The following is a 20,196-nucleotide window of genomic DNA, read 5'->3' as shown; positions in this document are numbered from 1 at the left end:
ATATTTGACCTTGGTTGGATTTTTTGGTGAAAGTGACTGCTTTTAAAGTGGTTTTTGGTTGTTAATTTACAACTTGATTTTTAATTTGGAGTGTATGACTACTAATCTTGTGATTTAATAGCGACATTATCTGGTGAGGTGCAAATGTGCCTTGTTTATATGTTACTAAATCACTAATTAAGCAGTGATATATTTTAGGTTTGTCGTCAATGAAGTCTCGTGGTCCATTTTGTATTCGAAACGCAGCTGCGGATACATTTGCTATGGTCGTTTTCTGTTTTATTTCTGGCATGATCGTAGAAGTGTTTATTTCTGGTATGACGTTTGAGCAATCTCTTGCTTCTCGAACGTTATCTATTCCTATAAACATTGCTATCGCTTGGCCTTATGGCGTTTTTCGTGATTGGTTCTTACGCAATGGTGCAAAACTTTCAGAAAGCTCATTGATGAAAAACTTGTCTGATTTGATGGCATACGTGTTATTCCAGTCTCCAGTGTATGCGGGTATTTTGTTGGCAGTGGGTGCTTCAGGCGACCAGATCGTTACGGCTGTCACCAGTAATGCAGTTATCTCGTGCGGTATGGGCGTACTTTACGGCTACTTCCTCGATATGTGTCGTAAATGGTTTCGAGTTCCTGGCTACTATCAACAAGCTTAAGAAAAGCAACAAGCGTAAGTGCAGCGAAAGAATGAAATTTGGTTTGTTTTTGATCTAATGAGTTAATTTGTAATCGAACAAACCGAAAAAGGCACTTTTTTTGAGAATGCCCCTTGACCAAAGCAAGCAGAATCAATAAAGTAGCGCCTCGTTGAGTGACATGCTCAACACACAATTTGTGGAAGGATGGCTGAGTGGCTTAAGGCGCTCGCCTGGAAAGCGAGTATACGTTTATAGCGTATCTGGGGTTCAAATCCCCATCCTTCCACCACTATTCAAAACCCTAGCAGAAATGCTGGGGTTTTCTCGTTTTTGAGCCTCTATATCCCACCTCATCTGTATACCTCCCTAATATCCGTTCCTTTAATCATTGCTTTATAGTTATAATCTCTATTAATACCGTCGCAGAATTAACCATATTAGATGTTTTTATCATCGATAATCGCTTGATTTTTTGGCCTGAATCTAGATTATTAATAGTACGCAATATTATGAATAATCTAACTATTAGGAATCCATAACCTCATGACAGAAACCCTAGTTTCTCCAATGCTCTCTTTTACGATCGCGATTTCATTACTGTTTATCGGTAAAGGTTTGATCGAGCGATCTGAAGTATTAAGAAAGTATTCACTGCCAGAGCCTGTGATTGGTGGCTTTGTCTGCGCAGCGACCGTAGCGGCGCTTTACTATATTTTTGAAATCCAAATCACTTTTAGCCTAGATGTCAGAGACTTTTTGCTTCTCTACTTTTTTGCTGGCATCGGGCTCCAAGCGGATATTAAAACACTGATTAAAGGCGGGCGACCGTTGTTCATCCTACTGTGTCTTGCTGCCATTTTTATCGTGTTGCAAAACGTAGTCGGAATGGCAGTCGCTTCTGGCTTTGGAATGGATGCGAAAGCAGGCTTGCTATCTGGGTCTGTTAGCTTGATAGGCGGCGTAGGCACAACGTTAGCTTGGGCGCCAATGTTTGTGGAAGAGTTTGGTATTGCTAACGCGCTCGAACTTGGTGTCGCTTCAAACACGGTTGGTTTAATTGCAGCGTGTGTGATTGGTGGTCCGATTGCGAACTACCTGCTCAATAAACACAAAGTAAGCCCTTCTAATGAAGAAGAGGTTACGGTTGGTGCATTCCAAGAGAGTGAAACAAAAACAGAGCTTAGCCACTACGGCGTTCTGTGGGCGTGGTTGATTCTTAACTTAACACTAATGCTGGGTTACAGCTTGAGTGAAGTTATCGACTCGATGGGCCTAAAACTGCCGTTATTCGTTAGCTGTTTGATCGCAGGTATCCTAATCGGAAACGTTGGTCGCGCACTGTTTAAGAAACGTCGTACACAAGAGAAAATCGCTCAAGGCCGCAAAGGCTTAGCGATGATCTCTGATATTTGTTTAGGCATGTTCTTGACCATGGCATTGATGGGGTTGCGTATCTGGGATCTCGATGGACTGTTTGGCTATATCTCTGTTGTCATGAGTATCCAGATCTTGCTTTCCCTGTTGTTTACTGTGTTTGTCGTTTATTACTTGATGGGAAGAAACTACGATTCTGTGGTGATATGTTCAGGCTTCGGTGGTATCACTCTAGGCTCGACCGCAACAGCAATTGTGAACATGACCGCAGTAACTCATCGATATGGCGCAAGCCCACAAGCATTCATTGTGGTGCCATTAGTATGTGGTTTCTTTGTTGATTTGATCAACGCATTGGTGATCAGTTTCTTTGTTGGTCTGTAGTGAAGTGACCGGTTATTGACTGCTTGAGGTTTACATCGGGATAATGACCACAAAGGCGATGACGAAAGTTGTCGCCTTTGTTTTATCGACAGCAAGCTAAAACACGTATATCAGCCTTTGATGTGATGTCTTGAAGTGACTCGGTGCACAAGTTAGTAAGAGCAATTACGATCTTGATAAATTGGGATATATGTTCGCAGCAAATTTGTGAGACGCTTGATTAAGTGTCAGTTGAATTACAAGGAAGTTGAATGCACCACTTTAATATCCGTGCTCTCGAGTACTTAAACGCGTTATCAAAATACAGGTCGTTACGTAAGGCATCTAAGATGATGAACGTTGACCCTGCCGCGATGAGTCGAATGCTGACACAGTTAGAAGCGCAAGCGGAAATGAAAGTATGGGAGCGCAACAACCGCCAATCTCTGCTGACTGAGGCGGGGAACGAACTGTTGAACTACTATCGCTCCATTGTTCGTGGAGAGGCGGCAGTGCTTGCTCGACTAACCAAGCTTAAAAACCTCAAGGGCGGTAATGTTAGCATCGCGATTGGGGAAGGGTTCATCACAAACTTGGTCTCTAAACCGATGCAGACCTTCATGGCTCGATACCCTGATATCAATTTATCGATTGAAATTGCAGGTGCGTTGGATGCCGTGAAAATGTTGGAAGATCAACAAATCGATTTCGCGATTACCTATGCCTCTGCACCTCACCCTAAACTGTATTCACACGTCGAGCGTAGCCACCCTCTAGAGCTTATCGCTCCAAAAGGACACGTATTAACGACCCAACAAGCACCAGTGACACTGCAAGGTGTTAGAGAGGCTTCTATTGCTTTGATCGACAACTCGACAGGTATGGGGAGGCTCGTAAAGCAGGCCGAACAAAACTCTCATCTCACTTTGCAACCTAAGCTTCAAACTAATTCTGTTACCGCGCTAACTAACTTTGTTTCGGCGGGCCTAGGCGTGACCTTTATGCCTAAGCTCACTGTGCTTGATGAGATCAAATCGGGACAAATTGAAGTGGTTGCAACTGAGTTAGACACCTTCTCTAAAGCGACGGTGAAAGTTCAATCTCTTAAAGGCCGAGCACTGTCATTGCAAGCCGAAACCTTTTTAGACTTTCTCATCGAGAACGCCACATTCTTAAGTCATGATGCTCACAATATCTAAATAGATCAGGGTTGGCGTAACGCAGAATCTACTCTTGGCTCGACTTATTACTGCCAATGAACTTATTTATTGGGTGTCGTTACCCTTTGGGGCCACGCAATGTCTTTTGCTCTGAAGCCCTTCAACATCACACTTCTAAACTCATTCTCCGGATTTACGACCAAATTGACTTTTTATCAACACAATATGCATTGTTGAGTCAACGTTCGATGAATAAGTTACAAATTATTAACGAAGGTAGTTTGAAACAGGCAGTAATGCTCGGCAGATTTGGTCGGGCGTAGGGGAAGAGAATGGAAGTAATTGTAATTGGCAGCGGTGTGATTGGCTTGACCAGTGCTTGGTATCTGGCGAAAGAGGGCCACTCGGTGACGGTTATTGATCGTCAAGATAGTAGTGGTAAGGAAACCAGCTTCGCGAATGCAGGGCAGATTTCTTACGGCTATTCTTCACCATGGGCAGCGCCTGGGGTTCCGTTGAAAGTAATGAAATGGCTTACCCAAGAGCACGCTCCCTTAAAAGTGAAACCGTCACTTTCTCCGGAATTAGTTACTTGGGCGACTAAGATGCTAGCCAACTGTAATGATGCCAAGTACGCCGTGAATAAGTCACGCATGTTAAGAGTGGCAAACTTCAGTCGAGAGTGTCTCACTCATCTAAGAACCAGTGAAGATTTGGCTTATGAGGGCAGGCAGAAAGGCACCTTGCAAGTATTCCGAAGCGAGAAGCAACTCGATGCTATTCAGCAGGATATGAAGCTATTAACAGAGAGTGGAATCAAACACTCACTGTTTGATGTTCAACAGTGTCTGTCAGTGGAGTCGGGTTTAGCGGATGTTAAAGACAAGCTGGTGGGCGGCTTATACTTACCTAATGATGAAACCGGTGATTGTCATCAGTTCTGTTTAGCGCTGACTGAGAAGGCCAAGCAACTTGGTGTTAGGTTCGTGTTTGATACTGAAGTGGTAAGTTTGAATCATCAGAACCAAACCATAAAGAGCATTACGACAACTCAAGGTGAATTCAAAGCGGACGCTTATGTGGTAGCTTCGGGAAGCTACTCTCGTGAGCTGCTCAAGCAAGTGGATTTATCAATCCCGGTTTATCCAGTCAAAGGGTATTCGTTAACACTTCCGATCGTGAGTGCAGATAAGTCGCCGACCTCTACAGTAATGGATGAAACCTACAAGGTAGCGATGACTCGTTTCGATGACCGAATTCGTATTGCAGGGACGGCAGAGCTTGCTGGCTTCAATTATCTTATTCCTGAAAAACGTAAAGCCACGATTGATATGGTGATAAAAGATCTTTTCCCACAGGCGGGGGATTTCTCTAAGGCAGAATACTGGACAGGGTTAAGACCGATGACTCCGGATGGTACGCCTATTATCGGTAAGACGCCTATCAAGAACCTATTTACAAATACTGGACATGGGACATTAGGTTGGACAATGGCATGTGGCTCAGGAAAGATCTTGGCAAGCGTGGTCAGTGGCTCTGATTGCGATATAAAAGCAGACGACTTGAGCATCCATCGTTACATGTAGTTCATCCAAATCCTTGGTCATACGAATTAGCCCATGTTTATTAAGCATGGGCTAATTTGGTTTGAGTGTCGCGGCTTATCGGGTGGTGGTTTCTAACACATGAGTGAATCGTTCCCACGATTTTTGGTCAGCTTCATGTTGATAGTTATTCGATCCGAATACTGTGAAGGCGTGTGGCGCACCACTATAAGTGATCATCTCATGCGGAACTTTGGTTGATTCAAGTTGAGCGGCGAGGCTTCCAAAGTCGTGCATTGAAATCATGGCATCAGCCGTGCCGTGGAACACGACTACGGGAGCTTTAGTCTGCGAGTAGTCTTGACCTTTTGGTGTTGATAAACCGCCATGGAAGGTTACGTAAGCCTTCGAAGGAATTCCCGCACGAGCAGCTTCCAATACAGCAGCTCCACCAAAGCAGTATCCCATTATTACGTTGTTATCTAAGTTGCCGCCAAGTCTTTTCGCTTCCATGGCTCCTGCGTTGAGTAGCGCACGCATTTTCTCTCTGTCTTTGTACAGTTCACCTGTGTGTTGTTTTTTGTCTTTCACTTCGGTTGGGCGAATGCCTTTACCAAATAGGTCGATGGCGAACACGTTGTAACCGAGTTCGTTGAGCATCTCAGAACGTTTCTTTTCGTAATCGGTTAAGCCATCCCAATCGTGTATTAGCAGTACTAAAGGTGCTTGGTCACTGGCCTCACTCCAATAACCTTCGTAATCCATCCCATCGACTTGGTAAGTGACGTTTTCTCCTGATATCGCAGAGAAGGGCAGTAAAACTGAAAACAGGCCGAGTGTAGTGAGTTTTCGCATGCGTAATTCCTTTCGATGACAATTGACGTTCCAATCGAAAGTATAGATAACGCGATGATTCTCGCCAGATTTCTGTCTCTAACTTGAAATGTCTGGCAGGGATAGCAGGTGGCTATTACTGATAAACAGCCATCGAAAGGGAGTGCGATGGCTGTTCATGATGCGCTGAGAAATTCTCAGTTCGCAGAAACGCGGGGCATTAGAGTAGAAAAGAACGGATTACTACCAAGTAGCGTTATCAGCGGTGTGACTACTTCGAAGTTCTGGGTACTTACGTTGATAGCGCGGCAACATCGACTCATTACCTAAGATACCACCTTGATGGATATAGATGACAGTTTTGGTTGGGTTATCTTCTTGCCATTGTTCTAAGCATTGCCACATTAATGGGTCGTAGAGCAGGTCGAATTCAATATCAGTTTGTTCTTGTAGAGCCAACCAAGTTTGATAATCCTGTTGATACAATTTTCCAAAGTGGTGTTTGGCTTTAAGCGGTAATATCTGCGGATGTTCACTTTCGCCAAGCTCATTGAATTGCTGCGTTAAATAGTCACTGCCACCAACACAAGCACAGGTTAACACTGGGATGTTGTGCATTTTTAAATGCTTATGAAGGTACAGCGCAGTACTGCCAGTCCCTGCGGGGAGTGCGATCACAAAATCGTGTTGGTTTTCGAAGCGAGTCCAGCTCAGTATTTCTATTGCCAATTGCTTAACACCATACTCAGCAAGCTGAGAGCGGCCACCCTCGGGTAACACAATGCAGTGTGAGTCAGGTTGTCTTACTTGCTCAATATACTCTTGTGGATGAAGCTCAGAGCCTGTTTCTTTGACTGAAATAACCTCAGCCCCGAGATCGATAGCGCCACGGTAGTTGCCGAGTGGGCGTTCTTGTAGCCATCGAGGTAGGTGATCAACGTAAAACTCAAGCGTCCAACCTTTGATTTTTGCAAGTGCGGCTAGCGAGAACAGAGAGTTAGCCTGCGCAGAGCCATAGCTGATCAAGGTTGTGGTCTCTGGGTGCTCGTCTTCCAGTAGCTTCATGAACTTTCTGGCTTTGTTGCCGCAAAAGTGGGAATGAAGCTGATCGTCACGCTTTAAGAAAAAGGTGTGGTCGTTGTATTGATGTTGAGTTACAGGGCTATTATTTAGTTTCATCGCACTTAGACAAAATGCTGACTCAAGAGCCAGCATTTATAGTTCAAATAGGACTAGCGAGTATCTAGTAGCTAGGGACCGCTGTAAACCAACTAAATCAAGTTTTCGTTCGATATTGAGCCGTGAACTACGAATTCATTTGCTCTGGGATTGATGAGGATAGATCGGTTTGAAAGGTGATTTTAGCGGTACATCCACCACAACTGCGATTGACCAATTCAAAGCCCCATTGGAAGCGTTGACATAAGTCCTCGACAATCAATAAACCTAACCCATGCCCATTCGGATTGTACTGTTCTTGTAGGCCTTCGCCTTGATCTTCAATCACAACACTCTCTTGGGACAGAGTGACCGTTACGGTGCCACTATTGGTCGCTGCAATGGCATTTCTCAACAAGTTTCCGACCAACATATTCATTATCGCGCTGGTGGCCTGAATTGTGGGTTCTGATTGAACGTACATGGAGATGTCGACGTCTTTCTCATCCGCCTGTGCTGAGTTTTTTGAGACGATAGTCTCTAACTCTTGTTGGCTAAACAATCGCAGTGGCGCATCGTCACTGTTTCTTTCGTAACGCACGAGGCCGAGTAGGGCATCGACCATCTCTGACATCTGAACAATGGCTTCATCAATGCGCTCAATCTGGCGAGATTGAAACTCGGTGGTTTCGCTTCTTAGCAGTAATTTATTTGCGCCACGAGCGACCGTTAACGGTGTTCTTAGTTCATGACTTGAGTAGCGAGCAAAGGCTTGTTCACGTTTGAGTAAGGAATTGATTTCTCTTCGGTACTGATTGAGTTGATCTGTGAGCTGACGAAACTCAACTGCGGCGTCGTCATTGACACTAAATTCTTCATTGAGGTTGAGCTTATTGGATTCCAATTGTTCGGAAATAGAATTGAAGGGTTCAATCAGTCGTTTAGATAATCGATAGAGCAGAGCACCAAAGCTAAAAATTAGAATAGAGAGTAATGTTAGTACAAAGGTAGTCGCATAAACCAGTTCGTAAATCTCAAACTCGACGCGGTCGATCTCGGAAAGCAGAACGATTGGGTGGGTTTGACCTTTATCAGAATACTCACCAACATACACCATGCGAGAGTTAGGTTCTTCACCTACCTCGCCAACAAAGCTTTCTTTGCCTTTAATGTATTTGAGGTATTCGGCAGGTATCAATGAAAGATCATTGTAGGCGATTGTCAGGTCATCAATTCTTAACGTACTGCTTTCCCCTGCTTGGAATAAACCAACCGCATAGTTACGGTCGATCAGGATGCGTCTTTCACCGACGCGATCTTCTGACATGTAGAGTGCGGCAACAAAGACTAAATAGACAAAGGCCGATACAATCACGGCCATTAACCCAAAGAAAACCGCTAAGCGGCCGGTTAGGGTTTTGGTGCTCGTGAGAACATTTAAAATCAATTCGATGACTCCAGACGGAATCCAACTTTAGGGACGGTAATCAACATCTGAGTATCAAACGGCTTGTCGAGTTGGTTACGTAATTGATAGATGTGACTGCGCAACACGTCATTGTTGGGTTCGTCTTCTTCCCAGAGTTTGTAGGAAATATCTTCGCGAGTAACCACTTCTGGTGCTTTTTGGCACAACATCTCAAGGATGGTGTAAGTGGTTGGGTTGAGCGCTAGTAGTTTATCTTGGCGGTAAGCTTTACGGGTTTTTTGGTCGATGGTGAGTTCATCGAACTGAAGTTTTGAAGAGGCGACTTTTCCGCGGTAACGACGGACTAACGCGTTCATTCTTGCTTCTAGAATATCCAAATCAAATGGCTTGGTGAGGTAATCATCGGCACCGTGTTCAAAGCCTTTCAGCATATCTTCTCGGCTATCTAAGGCGGTCAGCATCAAAATAGGTGTCGCGTTACCTTGGTCTCGCAGTTTATTACAAACCGTTAGGCCGTCCATTCTCGGTAACATTAGATCCAATATGATGATATCAAATGAGTTTTCCAACGCGAGTTGTAGGCCAAGTTCACCGTTGTCTGCGTAATCGAGTTCCATGCCAATACACTCAAAATAATCAAACAAGACACCTGCAATTTCACGGTTATCTTCGACTAATAGAACTCGTTTCATTTTGATTCTCATACAGAAATAGACAGTAACATTATCCTGAGTGAGCGTGAAAAATATGTCAATAACATAACTTTCACTTATGGGAGGGTAGATTGGCTTCAGATTAAAAAATAGAAGAACGTATTATGTCTGAACTTCATATTAGCCGCCCTAAGATATCTACATCGCAGATCAATCCTGCGGTCTCTTTGTCTATCATTGTGCCTTTTTACGATGAACAAGAGGTGTTAGAAGAGTTTCATTCTCGCCTAACCAAGGTGCTGGATAGCTTACCCATCACTAGTGAAATCGTTTATGTCGATGATGGTAGCAAAGACAACAGCTTGGATTTGGTGAGTTCATTCACTTCAATCAATAGCTCAATTTCTGTGATCGGTTTAAGCCGTAACTTTGGTAAAGAGTCCGCGATGAGTGCTGGCCTCGAGCACTGCCGGGGACAAGCGGTGATCTTGCTCGATGCCGATCTGCAAGATCCACCCGAGCTGATTCCTCAAATGATTGCCAAATGGCGCGAAGGTTATGACGTCGTCAATATGCAGCGTAGACAACGTGATGGTGAAACGTGGTTTAAGAAGTTTTCAGCCGCAAGCTTTTACAAAGTCATGAACGTGGCGGCGAAGATCGATGTTCCAGAAAATGTGGGTGATTTCCGACTGTTAAGCCGAGAGGTTGTCGATCATATCAATCAACTTCCTGAACGTAACCGTTACATGAAAGGCATCTTTTCATGGCCAGGTTTTAGACAAGCAACGATTCAGTTTAAGCGCGATGCTCGCTTCTGTGGCGAGACGAAATGGAACTACCTGAAACTCATCGGATTGGCGATGGATGGCATCACATCATTTTCTATCCGCCCACTGCGTATTGCGACGGCCGTTGGTGGATTAGTGGCGCTTACCGCTTTTGTGTATGGCGTCTTCATCGTGTTCAAAACCATGATGTTTGGTGAGCCCATTACTGGCTACCCATCCATGATGGTGGTTCAACTTGCCCTTGGCGGCATTCAACTTCTGAGTATTGGTTTAATGGGGGAATACATAGGTCGTATTTTCATCGAAACCAAGAATCGTCCTTTGTATCTGATCCAATCGGTGGTCGATACCCCTGCATTAAAAACGCATTTTAAATTAGAGGAGTCAGCATGAGCCTGAACCGAACGCACCTATGGTATTTGTTGGCTTTTGCATTGGTTCTAAGGCTCTTATCTCTGGCGACATACCCTTTAATGGACACTACGGAAGCGCGCTACGGTGAGATGGCTCGCTTGATGGTAGAAACCGGCAATTGGTTAACCCCTCAATTTGATTACGGCATCCCTTTCTGGGGTAAGCCTCCGATGTTTACCTGGATGAGCGCGATTGGCATTGAGCTGTTTGGTTTGAGTGAGTTTGCTGTGCGTGCGCCACACTGGTTAGCAGGTTTTGCGACGATTTTGTTGGTTGCGTACATGGCTAAGCGCACCGGACAAAGTGCCTTGGTGGCGGCCGTGGTATTGGCGACATGTGGGATTTTCTCTATCGCGGCGGGTGCTGTTATGACTGACATGGCATTAACGTTAGCGATGACCATAGCCATGTTAGGTTTCTACCTATGTTGGTTAGGAGGAGAGGGTTCGAAGGGAGAAGGGAGCGCGAAGACTAATCGGTCTTGGGGCTATGTCGTTTTCATTGGCTTAGCACTAGGCTTGCTGGCAAAAGGGCCGGTAGCGATTGTGATTATGGGTATCGCCGTTTTCCCTTGGTTAGTATTGCAACATGGATTTTTTGGCGCTTTTAAAGTGTTATGGCAACGCTTTCCACTGTTGTCAGGCTTAGGCGTGATGCTAGCGATTGCTTTGCCGTGGTACATCATGGCTGAAATGGCAACACCGGGTTTTATTGATTACTTTATTGTTGGCGAGCACTTTAAGCGTTTTGTTGTGAGTGGCTGGGAGGGCGATTTATACGGTTCTGCCCATGACCAAGCAAGAGGCATGATCTGGTTGTTTTGGCTTCAAGCGGCTGCACCGTGGTCGATTGTGTTGCCTATTTTGGCTTTCGCCCGTCGTAAGAAAATCGCAGAAGTTAACGCTGAACATAGTGGATTGTTTTCATTCCTCGTGTGTTGGTTGGTCTCTCCTCTGATTCTTTTTACCATGGCGGGTAACATTCTTCCTGCCTATGTGTTGCCAGGCATTCCTGCCCTTGGCTTGTTGGTGGCAATGCTTGTAGTAGAAAAAGATAAGAAGTGGTTCTCGAGTGTGGCTTTAGTGCTACCTGTGTTGCTAATGATTGCAATGGTCTACCTCAACTTAGGCAAAGCGAATGAGAAAAGTGACCGTATTATCTTCGAACAGATTACGGATGAAGCGCCGAGCTTTTACATCGGTAAACGACCGTTCTCTGGGCAATTTTACAGTCATGGACAAGCGAAAAAGCTACTTGATGTTAAGCAGTTAGATGGTATCGACAAGTTCTATCTGATTGGTAAAAGAGCGGAAGTGGAAACCAAGATTAAAGACAATGCGTTGACCTGTATTTTAGAGCCGACGGTGAAGATCAAGCGCGCTCTATTTAGTTGTCATAGCCAAAACATCAAACCAAATCTATCGTTGAGCCATATTCGAAGTGATGGCGATGTTCAATTTTAACTCGTCATCGAGACTGTTTAGCCACAAGTTCGACGTGCTAAACCAAAAACTACAACCTCATCATAAGATGATTAAATTCGCTATGGTGGGGTCGGGTGGCTTTGTTGTCGATTGTGCCGTGTTTGCGTTGCTGCATTACGTTATTGGGCTGCCGTTAATGAGTGCTCGAATTGGCTCTTTCATCGTTGCAGCAACGACAACCTGGTTTGGAAATCGAGTGTTGACCTTTGAATTCAAAGGGCAGGGGAATTGGTCCGAAAAGCTGATTCAATGGCAAAAGTTCATGTTCTCTGCATCACTATCGGCGATACCTAATTTGCTGTGCTTTAAGTTGATGACTGAATTGCTGCCTGCATTTACTGGGGCAGTGTTTATCGCAATGGCGGTTGGCATCTTGGTGGGCATGGTCAGTAACTATTTGCTTAGTCAGTATTGGGTGTTTGCTCGTTAGGCTATCTTGTAACAGACACAAAAAAGCGCAGCTAAATAGCTGCGCTTTGTGTTTTTACGATAGCGAAGTCAATCGGTTCGCGATATTAGCGTTGTGCTGCGCGCTGGCGGTTCTTGCCGTTACTTGCAGGTTTGCCACCTTGACCATTGCCCGCTTTGTTACGGTTTGGTTTGCCATTTCCGCCGCCATTACCTTGTGATTGCTGACCACCAGGACCTTTCTTAATGAAGCCAGTCGCTGGTTTACGAGCATTGCCATTACCGCCACCTTGGTTAGCATTACCTTGGCTACCGTTGCCGTTACCATTCGGCTTCTTGCCACCCGGTTTCTTACCAGAGTGGTTACGTGGGCTTTCGCCACCAAGACCTGGCTGAGATTTACTGTGCTTAGTCGCAAAGCGTTGTGAACCGTGACGACCAGACTTACGACGTTGTGCCGGTGTTTGTGCATCAAAGTCTTCTGCTGGTACTAGGCAGTTTGCTTTGTCACCAATTAGGTGCTGTTTACCCATGCTGATCAGTGCTTCACGGATGATTTTCCAGTTTTCAGGATCGTGGTAACGAAGCAGTGCTTTATGCAGACGACGTTGACGATCACCTTTCGGCACAGGAACATCTTCACGCTTCTTATATTTCACGCGTTTCAGAGGGTTAGTCTCTGAGTAGTACATCGACGTTGCATTACACATTGGCGATGGGTAGAAGTTCTGTACTTGGTCACACTCGTAGTTGTGCTTTTTCAGCCACATTGCAAGGTTAAGCATGTCTTCATCTTCTGTGCCCGGGTGAGCAGAGATAAAGTAAGGAATTAAGTACTGTTTCTTACCGGCTTCAGCGCTGTACTTCTCGAACATCTCTTTGAAACGATCGTAAGTGCCCATGCCCGGCTTCATCATCAGATCCAGTGGGCCTTTTTCAGTATGCTCTGGAGCAATCTTCAAGTAACCACCAACGTGGTGAGTCACAAGCTCACGAACGTATTCTGGAGATTCAATCGCTAAGTCGTAACGTACACCAGAAGCGATCATGATCTTCTTAACACCCGGTACTTTTCTCGCAGAGCGGTACAGGTCGATAGTGTGTTGATGGTCTGTGTTTAGCTTTTCACAGATTTTCGGGAACACACATGATGGACGACGACAGTTAATTTCAGCTTTTGGATCTGAACAACCTAAACGGTACATGTTCGCCGTTGGGCCGCCCAAGTCAGAAATAGTACCTGTGAAGCCCGGTACTTTATCTTTAATGTCTTCGATCTCATCCAAGATAGATTCTTTCGAACGGTTCTGAATGATGCGACCTTCGTGCTCTGTGATTGAACAGAAAGAACAACCACCAAAACAACCACGCATGATGTTAACCGAGGTTTTGATCATGTCGTATGCTGGGATTTTCGCTTTGCCGTACATCGGGTGCGGAACACGCTTGTACGCAAGGCCAAACACGTAGTCCATCTCTTCTGTGGTCAATGGAATAGGCGCTTGGTTAATCCAAAGCTCGCGATCACCGTGACGTTGAATCAGAGCACGACCTGAGTACGGGTTTGTCTCAAGGTGCAGAATACGACTAGCGTGAGCGTAAAGAATACGGTCATTGTTTAGCTTTTCGTAACCTGGGATACGAACCGCTGTAGTTTTTGCATCGTGACGAGAAGGGCGAATAGTAATAGGTTGCGCTTTTACTTCTTCTTTTTCGTCTTTCTTGGTATCACACTGAGTTTCAACTTCGTACGGGTTAACCGGAACATACGCTTTGTTCGGCTTTTCGATACGAGAAGAGTCAATGATCTTGAAGCCTTCAGGGGCCGCAGGAAGATTGATAGCAGTACCGCGGATATTGGTCAGCGTAGACATGTCTTCACCATCGGCAATGCGGTGTGCTACTTCAACCAGTGCACGCTCAGCGTTACCAAAAAGAAGAATGTCAGCTTTTGCATCAAACAATACAGAGCGGCGAACTTTATCTGACCAGTAGTCGTAGTGAGCTACACGACGTAAGCTCGCTTCAATACCACCAAGCACGATTGGCGTGCCTTTGTAAGCTTCACGACAACGTTGAGAATAAACCAGAGTTGCACGATCAGGACGCTTGCCACCTTCATTGTTCGGAGTATAAGCATCATCGTGACGTAATTTGCGATCAGAGGTGTAGCGGTTGATCATGGAGTCCATGTTACCCGCTGTGATGCCGAAGAATAGGTTAGGTTTACCTAGCTTCATGAAGGCATCTTTATTGTCCCACTTTGGTTGAGCAATAATGCCCACGCGGAAACCTTGAGCTTCAAGCAGACGGCCGATGATAGCCATACCAAAGCTCGGGTGATCGACATAAGCGTCACCAGTTACAATAATAATGTCACAGCTATCCCATCCAAGAGCATCCATCTCCTTTCTACTGGTAGGCAAAAAGGGTGCAGTTCCGTAGCACTCGGCCCAGTATTTTTTGTGTTCGTGAATAGGAGTGATATCGCTGTACATATTTCAACCTCTGATTTTTGAGGCGGGAATTATAGCGGCATGAGCCTAGACTAGCCAGTAGAACATGCCCCTGTTAGTTCTGGTGTCTTTCGTCTTTTTACGGTAAATGGCGACAAAAGAACCATACAACAGCATAGTTGAAGCCTTGAATAACGTCGCTAATTTGTGATTTTGATTAGTGTTCGCAGCAGTTTTTGATATTATTCGCGAAAATAAGTCTGAAGAAGTAGATCCACAATGGTCGAAACGTTACTAGTACAATTTGCTCCGATGCTTTTAGGAGCCCAACTGATCTTAACCCTTATCTTGGTGAAAGGGGATATATGTCCAGGGCAGCGTGGCCGTATCCACAAGATGTTACCTGCGATTGGCGTGCTGTGGCTTGCCGTCGCTTCAGTAAAAATTGAAGCCTTTCTGGTCGTGTTTGCGATCTTTTATTTCTATTCTCAAGTCCAAACCAAGAAGACACGTGATTCCGGCCCTATTTGGGTGATGTACTTAGCTTGTGGTTTAGCGCTGTCTTACGTGGCTATTCAAGCGACGGAACAAGCAACTACTGTTGGCATTATCACTACTGTATTGCTAGTGGCACTGTTAGGCTCAGCGTTTGGCCATTTACTACTGACAATTGCAAGAACACGCTTACAGGCATTTCACCGAGTTCTGCCCGTTGTTGGTGTGTTGACGGGTATGTTAGTGGTTTTGGCGACAGTCGTGAGTGTCTATTCTTTGTCTGAAGCTCAATTAGAGCCTGTGATTTCAACGTTACTGTTCAGCTTTGTTTTGTTAATCTCCGCTATCGTGGTTTGGTGTTGGCATTTACTGTTCGTTAAAACCCCGGAAAAACTGCAACTGACAATTTCGTTACTGATGTTATTGGCTGCGGCTGTGGGTTTAACGCCAGTTTGGGCACTTTAATCGCGCACTTTCATTAATTACGTAAGCTCAATAATCACGTATTCTCTTTAAGAAGTGTGATCAGTTTTTTAGCATGGCGTTGGTAAGCGTTCTAAACTTATTTCTAGTCGGTGTGTTCGTAAGGAGTACGAGATGGATTTAAGCAACGTCAAAGGTTTCGATAGCATTATCTTGCTGGGAATCGTGAATGAAAAACTTCGCCTAGAGTGCGATAGCTTTGAAGAGCTGATCAGTATGTATGAAATGGATATAGAAAGTGTCGTGGGCAAGCTCGATATGCTTGGCTATCAATACGACCCATTGACTAACCAGTTTAAGTCTTATCCAAGATAGTCTATTTTCGCGAATCAACAGATATCGAAAATCATCGGTACTGAAACTAAAAAGTCACAGATTATCTGTGACTTTTTTTGTTTCTGGCGTTTGCCTATCCGATTTAACAAAGGCTTAAGCTAGCCCAATAATGAACCTCTTAAACGACCTCAATACCATCTAAGTGACTCTTACTTTGCTGTCTTGCTGTGCTAAAGAAAGCCTGCAGGTAACGTTTGTCTTTTTCTGAGTTTCTTACCGCTGCAAACAGTCTTCTTGAAAGCCCTTTACCTAACGGCTTGCTTGCTATCAAACCTTGTCTTGAGAACTCACTGATCGCCCAGTTGGGTAATGCCGCCACACCTAAACCCGCCGATACCATTTGCACCAACATCAAGGTGTTGTCTGCTTGTTTCCACTTCTTAGGTTCTACGCCTGCAGGCTGCAAAAAGTGTTTCACGACGTCTAAACGTTGTTTTTGAACAGGATAGGAGAGCATGGTGATCTCGCTAAGATCTTGCGGATCAATGCTCGCTTTATCGGCCAAAGGCGAGTTGATCGCGGTGATCAAACGCATCTCAAAATCGAAAAGCGGCTCGTAATGAACCTCAGAGCGAGGCTGTATATCAGAGGTGATCACCAAATCTAGCTCGCCTGCCATTAGCGCGGGTAGCGGCTCAAACCCAAAGCCTGACGAGAAATCTAGCGTTACGCTTGGCCAAGCCACTTGATATTCCTTCAAAGCAGGCATTAACCATTGGAAGCATGAGTGACATTCAATCGCCATGTGCAAACGACCATTCACATCCTCTTTCAGGCTCGCGAGTTCGTTCTCCGCTTTAGCTATTCTTGGCTGTATCTCATCGGCAAGCCTAAGCAAAATCTCACCTTCAGAGGTGAACTTAACTGGTCTAGTTTTACGTAGGAAAAGCTGACCACCGATACGCGCCTCAAGGTCTTTCAGTTGGTGAGAAAGCGCCGACTGAGTCAAGTGAAGAGAAGTTGCCGTCGCTGTTAGCGAGCCGCTGTCTCTTAAAGTAGTCAATGTTCGAAGGTGTTTAAGCTCTATCATGAGTTTTCCTCATATTCCCTAAGCCTATTCAATATTTCTTAATAATCACCCTACGGGGTTTTCTTTCATTTGTAAACGTCTAGATGTCCAGATGGATTTGATTTTTCAGCTTTAGATTATTCAAGATGAATATTTTTAATAAACAAGATGAATATTTGGACGTTGTTCATCGTTCAGATTAGGGAGATAGTTTAGCCATCTAGACGCCTTGTAAAGAACTTAAACCATAAGCTAGGCAGTTTGATCGAACACTAAAAATTATTGAATAAGGAACAGGTTCATGACTACGACAACGCATATTTTAGGCTACCCACGTATCGGCGAAAAACGCGAACTCAAATTCACTTTAGAAAAATACTGGCGCGGTGAGATTAACCAATCAGATTTAAAGCAACTCGGTAGCGAACTAAGAAATCGTAACTGGAATGTACAAGCTAAGGCGAATCTAAGCTTTGCAACTGCGGGTGACTTCGCATGGTACGACCATGTTCTAACAACGACGTTACTTCTAGGTCATGTACCTGAGCGTCACGCTGGTGGATCAGAAGGTGAAAAAGCCTTCCCAGATTTAGATACCTTGTTCCGCGTTGGTCGCGGTCAATCTCAAATACAATCTCAAAGGCAGCCAACTTGTTGTGGCGCTAAGCACGGCTCTGAAAGCGCTAAAGATGGTGCAGCAGCATCAGATATGACGAAGTGGTTCAACACTAACTATCACTACATTGTTCCTGAGTTCAGTAAAGACGACACCTTTGAAGTGAGTTGGCCACAACTGTTTGACGAAGTGAGTGAAGCGATTAAAGCGGGGCATAAGGTGAAGCCAGTTCTTCTAGGCCCATTATCTTATTTATATCTCGGCAAGGAAGTAGAAGAGGGCTTTGACCGTTTAACTTTGCTTCCACGCTTGCTTACCGCTTACCAAGCGATTCTGGCAAAACTGGCCAAGTTGGGCGTTGAGTGGGTACAAATCGATGAACCTATCCTTTCTCTGGAACTTGAGACTAAGTGGGCAGATTCATTCAAATTGGCTTATCAGGTGATTCAAGGTGATGTGAAGCTACTCCTTACCACGTACTTTGATTCTGTGACTGACACGTTAGATAAAATCATGGAACTGCCCGTCAACGGCTTACACATCGATTTGGCTGCCGCACCCCAGCAACTCGATGAAGTGGTGAACAAGCTACCTGAAGATTGGGTGCTTTCTGCAGGAGCAATCAACGGACGCAATGTTTGGCGAGCAGACTTAGCCGCGCAGCTTGAGTTGCTGCAACCAGTGAAAGAAAAGCTAGGCGATAAACTATGGGTCGCAAGTTCATGTTCATTGCTGCATAGCCCAGTCGACCTTGAGTTAGAAGAGACGCTTAGCGAAGAAGTGAAGAGTTGGTTTGCCTTTGCAAAACAGAAAGTCACTGAGGTGAGCTTATTGGGTGCGGCGTTAGACGGCGACCAAAATGCCATTTTAGCGTGTGAGACGTATAGCCACCCGATTGTTGCACGCAAGAGTGCAACTCATGTGAATAAGCCGCAAGTTCAAGCTCGTATTAACACGATAACTAAAGCCCTAGCAGAGCGCACTGCTCCATACGCAGAACGTGCCGCGCACCAGTCTGAGGTGTTAGGCTTACCGCTGTTACCAACCACAACCATTGGTTCATTCCCACAGACAGGCGAGATCCGTGTTCAACGTAGCGCTTACCGCACTGGCAAACTGAGTGAAGCGGAATATAACACTGCATTGAAAGGCCATATTGCGGATGCCGTTAAACGTCAAGAAGCACTGGATTTGGATGTGCTTGTTCATGGCGAAGCTGAACGTAACGACATGGTGGAGTACTTTGCAGAAAACCTAGCAGGCTTTCAAACCACTAAGTTTGGTTGGGTACAAAGCTATGGCTCACGCTGCGTGAAGCCGGCGATTGTGGTCGCGGATATAGAGCGTGAGAAGCCGATGACCGTAGAATGGTCGACCTATGCCCAATCTCTGACCTCGAAGCAGATGAAAGGGATGCTGACAGGCCCAGTCACTATCTTATGTTGGACATTCCCACGTGAAGACATTTCACGCAAAGAGATCACTAATCAATTGGCATTTGCGCTGCGAGATGAAGTGTCTGATTTGCAAGACGCGGGCATCAACATTATCCAAATCGATGAACCAGCGATTCGTGAAGGTCTGCCATTGAAAAAGCGCGACCACGCAGAATACCTAGAGTGGGCCGTCGATGCCTTTAAGATCTCAGCGGCAAGTGCTAAACCAGAAACTCAGATTCATACCCACATGTGTTACAGCGAGTTCAACGAGATCATTGATTCAGTAGCCGCGCTAGATGCCGATGTGATTACCATTGAGACTTCTCGCTCGAACATGGAACTGCTGAAAGCATTTGAAGAGTTCAACTACCCGAATGCGATTGGACCTGGCGTTTATGACATTCACTCACCAAACATCCCGTCAGAAGAGTGGATTGTTGATTTACTTAAGAAAGCGGCAGAGAAAATTCCAGCGGAACGTTTGTGGGCAAACCCTGATTGTGGGCTGAAGACACGGAACTGGGCAGAGACGGAAGCGGCGCTGACTAACTTAGTTTCGGCAACTAAAGCACTGCGTAAAGAGTGGGAATCAACCGAGGCATAATTCAGCTTAGGATTTTGATTGCTCCGCTAATCTATGATGAACCACAACAAAGGCCTCGCATTTGCGAGGCCTTCTGGTTTTATACTTGTTCGAATCTCGAGCTAGAATCTAGCTGCTGCTCTGACACGTCTCTTTGCTGATCAACTTCTCAACCATCAGTTGTCCGCGAGTGTTGCGAATCTTGATGTTGTAAGCCAAGCCCATATCAAGGTTTGCTCTCACTTCAGAGTTGGTGCAGTAGCTATTCACACTCATGTCTACAACTTGGTTTAAAGGCTTAGCACCTTTTGCATCTTGGTTGTAGATCATCATGATTTCGATAACCGTGTTTTTTGCTAGCACGCGCATGACCGACAGTGGGCCATACTCAATCGGCAGGCCTGCAGATAAAACGCCAGCTCGGTGCTGCGCCATCATCTCTAGCTGTCTTTGTTCGTCTTGCTCACTTGAAGCACAGCCTGCAAGCAGAGCTAAAGCCAGTGAGCCAATAATCCATTTTTTCACG

Annotated in this window: 17 protein-coding genes and 1 tRNA gene; 11 read left to right on the top strand and 7 right to left on the bottom strand. The window is 45.2% G+C overall.

Going from position 1 to position 20,196, the window contains the following annotated elements:
- Nucleotides 1–209: 209 nt before the first annotated feature.
- From AB4585_RS04995 to AB4585_RS04975, 5 genes are all read left to right on the top strand, one after another.
- The gene (locus tag AB4585_RS04995) at nucleotides 210–659 is read left to right on the top strand and encodes an L-alanine exporter AlaE (protein WP_017072260.1); all 450 of its coding nucleotides are present in this window, start codon (nucleotides 210–212) and stop codon (nucleotides 657–659) included.
- 180 nt (nucleotides 660–839) lie between these two features.
- Nucleotides 840–930, top strand: a tRNA-Ser gene (locus tag AB4585_RS04990).
- 254 nt (nucleotides 931–1,184) lie between these two features.
- Nucleotides 1,185–2,399 carry a sodium/glutamate symporter gene (gene gltS, locus AB4585_RS04985; protein ID WP_017062061.1) on the top strand — a complete coding sequence of 405 codons (1,215 nt, stop codon included), beginning with the start codon at nucleotides 1,185–1,187 and terminating at the stop codon, nucleotides 2,397–2,399.
- Between the two features lie 251 nt (nucleotides 2,400–2,650).
- Entirely contained in the window at nucleotides 2,651–3,577 is a 927-nt protein-coding gene (locus AB4585_RS04980) for a LysR family transcriptional regulator (protein WP_372169396.1), read from the top strand.
- Between the two features lie 293 nt (nucleotides 3,578–3,870).
- Nucleotides 3,871–5,124, top strand: coding sequence for a D-amino acid dehydrogenase (locus AB4585_RS04975; protein ID WP_372169395.1), 1,254 nt, complete (start codon nucleotides 3,871–3,873; stop codon nucleotides 5,122–5,124).
- 75 nt (nucleotides 5,125–5,199) lie between these two features.
- Here the strand turns inward: AB4585_RS04975 and AB4585_RS04970 are convergent, their stop codons facing one another.
- From AB4585_RS04970 to AB4585_RS04955, 4 genes are all read right to left on the bottom strand, one after another.
- The gene (locus AB4585_RS04970) at nucleotides 5,200–5,937 is read right to left on the bottom strand and encodes a dienelactone hydrolase family protein (protein WP_372154670.1); all 738 of its coding nucleotides are present in this window, start codon (nucleotides 5,935–5,937) and stop codon (nucleotides 5,200–5,202) included.
- 222 nt (nucleotides 5,938–6,159) lie between these two features.
- Nucleotides 6,160–7,095 carry a pyridoxal-phosphate dependent enzyme gene (locus AB4585_RS04965; RefSeq protein WP_372154671.1) on the bottom strand — a complete coding sequence of 312 codons (936 nt, stop codon included), beginning with the start codon at nucleotides 7,093–7,095 and terminating at the stop codon, nucleotides 6,160–6,162.
- Nucleotides 7,096–7,222: 127 nt separating this feature from the next.
- Nucleotides 7,223–8,521, bottom strand: coding sequence for a sensor histidine kinase (locus tag AB4585_RS04960; protein ID WP_372169394.1), 1,299 nt, complete (start codon nucleotides 8,519–8,521; stop codon nucleotides 7,223–7,225).
- Nucleotides 8,518–9,195: a response regulator transcription factor gene (locus AB4585_RS04955; RefSeq protein WP_372169393.1), complete on the bottom strand. Its 678-nt coding sequence runs from the start codon at nucleotides 9,193–9,195 to the stop codon at nucleotides 8,518–8,520. Before AB4585_RS04955 ends, AB4585_RS04960 begins: the two co-directional genes overlap by 4 nt.
- A 125-nt stretch (nucleotides 9,196–9,320) precedes the next feature.
- On the opposite strand from AB4585_RS04955, the gene AB4585_RS04950 reads away from it, so the two are divergent.
- The 3 genes from AB4585_RS04950 to AB4585_RS04940 are packed head-to-tail and all read left to right on the top strand — an operon-like array spanning nucleotide 9,321 to nucleotide 12,275.
- On the top strand, nucleotides 9,321–10,340 hold the full coding sequence (locus tag AB4585_RS04950) for a glycosyltransferase (RefSeq protein WP_372169392.1): 1,020 nt from the start codon (nucleotides 9,321–9,323) through the stop codon (nucleotides 10,338–10,340).
- On the top strand, nucleotides 10,337–11,824 hold the full coding sequence (locus AB4585_RS04945; protein WP_372169391.1) for an ArnT family glycosyltransferase: 1,488 nt from the start codon (nucleotides 10,337–10,339) through the stop codon (nucleotides 11,822–11,824). The genes AB4585_RS04950 and AB4585_RS04945 overlap by 4 nt, the downstream gene beginning before the upstream one ends.
- Nucleotides 11,811–12,275: a GtrA family protein gene (locus AB4585_RS04940; RefSeq protein ID WP_372169390.1), complete on the top strand. Its 465-nt coding sequence runs from the start codon at nucleotides 11,811–11,813 to the stop codon at nucleotides 12,273–12,275. Before AB4585_RS04945 ends, AB4585_RS04940 begins: the two co-directional genes overlap by 14 nt.
- Before the next feature lie 85 nt (nucleotides 12,276–12,360).
- Here AB4585_RS04940 and AB4585_RS04935 read toward each other — a convergent pair whose 3' ends face one another.
- Nucleotides 12,361–14,658: a YgiQ family radical SAM protein gene (locus AB4585_RS04935; RefSeq protein ID WP_017067347.1), complete on the bottom strand. Its 2,298-nt coding sequence runs from the start codon at nucleotides 14,656–14,658 to the stop codon at nucleotides 12,361–12,363.
- 330 nt (nucleotides 14,659–14,988) lie between these two features.
- On the opposite strand from AB4585_RS04935, the gene AB4585_RS04930 reads away from it, so the two are divergent.
- Nucleotides 14,989–15,669, top strand: coding sequence for a hypothetical protein (locus tag AB4585_RS04930; protein WP_102398187.1), 681 nt, complete (start codon nucleotides 14,989–14,991; stop codon nucleotides 15,667–15,669).
- A gap of 132 nt (nucleotides 15,670–15,801) precedes the next feature.
- Nucleotides 15,802–16,002: a DUF4250 domain-containing protein gene (locus tag AB4585_RS04925; RefSeq protein ID WP_004736508.1), complete on the top strand. Its 201-nt coding sequence runs from the start codon at nucleotides 15,802–15,804 to the stop codon at nucleotides 16,000–16,002.
- A gap of 139 nt (nucleotides 16,003–16,141) precedes the next feature.
- Here the strand turns inward: AB4585_RS04925 and AB4585_RS04920 are convergent, their stop codons facing one another.
- Nucleotides 16,142–17,053 carry a LysR substrate-binding domain-containing protein gene (locus AB4585_RS04920; protein ID WP_017062028.1) on the bottom strand — a complete coding sequence of 304 codons (912 nt, stop codon included), beginning with the start codon at nucleotides 17,051–17,053 and terminating at the stop codon, nucleotides 16,142–16,144.
- Between the two features lie 280 nt (nucleotides 17,054–17,333).
- Between AB4585_RS04920 and metE the strand changes: the two genes are divergently transcribed.
- Nucleotides 17,334–19,691, top strand: coding sequence for a 5-methyltetrahydropteroyltriglutamate--homocysteine S-methyltransferase (gene metE / locus AB4585_RS04915; RefSeq protein WP_017062027.1), 2,358 nt, complete (start codon nucleotides 17,334–17,336; stop codon nucleotides 19,689–19,691).
- Between the two features lie 108 nt (nucleotides 19,692–19,799).
- On the opposite strand, the gene AB4585_RS04910 is transcribed toward metE, so the two are convergent.
- Entirely contained in the window at nucleotides 19,800–20,195 is a 396-nt protein-coding gene (locus tag AB4585_RS04910; RefSeq protein ID WP_017062026.1) for a GspS/AspS pilotin family protein, read from the bottom strand.
- Between the last annotated feature and the right edge of the window lies 1 nt (nucleotide 20,196).

It is taken from the genome of Vibrio sp. 10N.222.49.C9, from assembly GCF_041474985.1.
In the GTDB taxonomy this organism is placed as follows: Bacteria; Pseudomonadota; Gammaproteobacteria; order Enterobacterales; family Vibrionaceae; genus Vibrio; species Vibrio crassostreae_C.
This window is presented reverse-complemented; position numbering and strand designations above follow the sequence as displayed.

Coding starts and splice junctions, on each gene's coding strand:
- AB4585_RS04995 (WP_017072260.1), top strand. CDS start 210: ATGAAGTCTCGTGGTCCATTTTGTATTCGAAACGCAGCTGCGGATACA.
- gltS (WP_017062061.1), top strand. CDS start 1,185: ATGACAGAAACCCTAGTTTCTCCAATGCTCTCTTTTACGATCGCGATT.
- AB4585_RS04980 (WP_372169396.1), top strand. CDS start 2,651: ATGCACCACTTTAATATCCGTGCTCTCGAGTACTTAAACGCGTTATCA.
- AB4585_RS04975 (WP_372169395.1), top strand. CDS start 3,871: ATGGAAGTAATTGTAATTGGCAGCGGTGTGATTGGCTTGACCAGTGCT.
- AB4585_RS04970 (WP_372154670.1), bottom strand. CDS start 5,937: ATGCGAAAACTCACTACACTCGGCCTGTTTTCAGTTTTACTGCCCTTC.
- AB4585_RS04965 (WP_372154671.1), bottom strand. CDS start 7,095: ATGAAACTAAATAATAGCCCTGTAACTCAACATCAATACAACGACCAC.
- AB4585_RS04955 (WP_372169393.1), bottom strand. CDS start 9,195: ATGAAACGAGTTCTATTAGTCGAAGATAACCGTGAAATTGCAGGTGTC.
- AB4585_RS04950 (WP_372169392.1), top strand. CDS start 9,321: ATGTCTGAACTTCATATTAGCCGCCCTAAGATATCTACATCGCAGATC.
- AB4585_RS04945 (WP_372169391.1), top strand. CDS start 10,337: ATGAGCCTGAACCGAACGCACCTATGGTATTTGTTGGCTTTTGCATTG.
- AB4585_RS04940 (WP_372169390.1), top strand. CDS start 11,811: ATGTTCAATTTTAACTCGTCATCGAGACTGTTTAGCCACAAGTTCGAC.
- AB4585_RS04935 (WP_017067347.1), bottom strand. CDS start 14,658: ATGGATGCTCTTGGATGGGATAGCTGTGACATTATTATTGTAACTGGT.
- AB4585_RS04930 (WP_102398187.1), top strand. CDS start 14,989: ATGGTCGAAACGTTACTAGTACAATTTGCTCCGATGCTTTTAGGAGCC.
- AB4585_RS04925 (WP_004736508.1), top strand. CDS start 15,802: ATGGATTTAAGCAACGTCAAAGGTTTCGATAGCATTATCTTGCTGGGA.
- AB4585_RS04920 (WP_017062028.1), bottom strand. CDS start 17,053: ATGATAGAGCTTAAACACCTTCGAACATTGACTACTTTAAGAGACAGC.
- metE (WP_017062027.1), top strand. CDS start 17,334: ATGACTACGACAACGCATATTTTAGGCTACCCACGTATCGGCGAAAAA.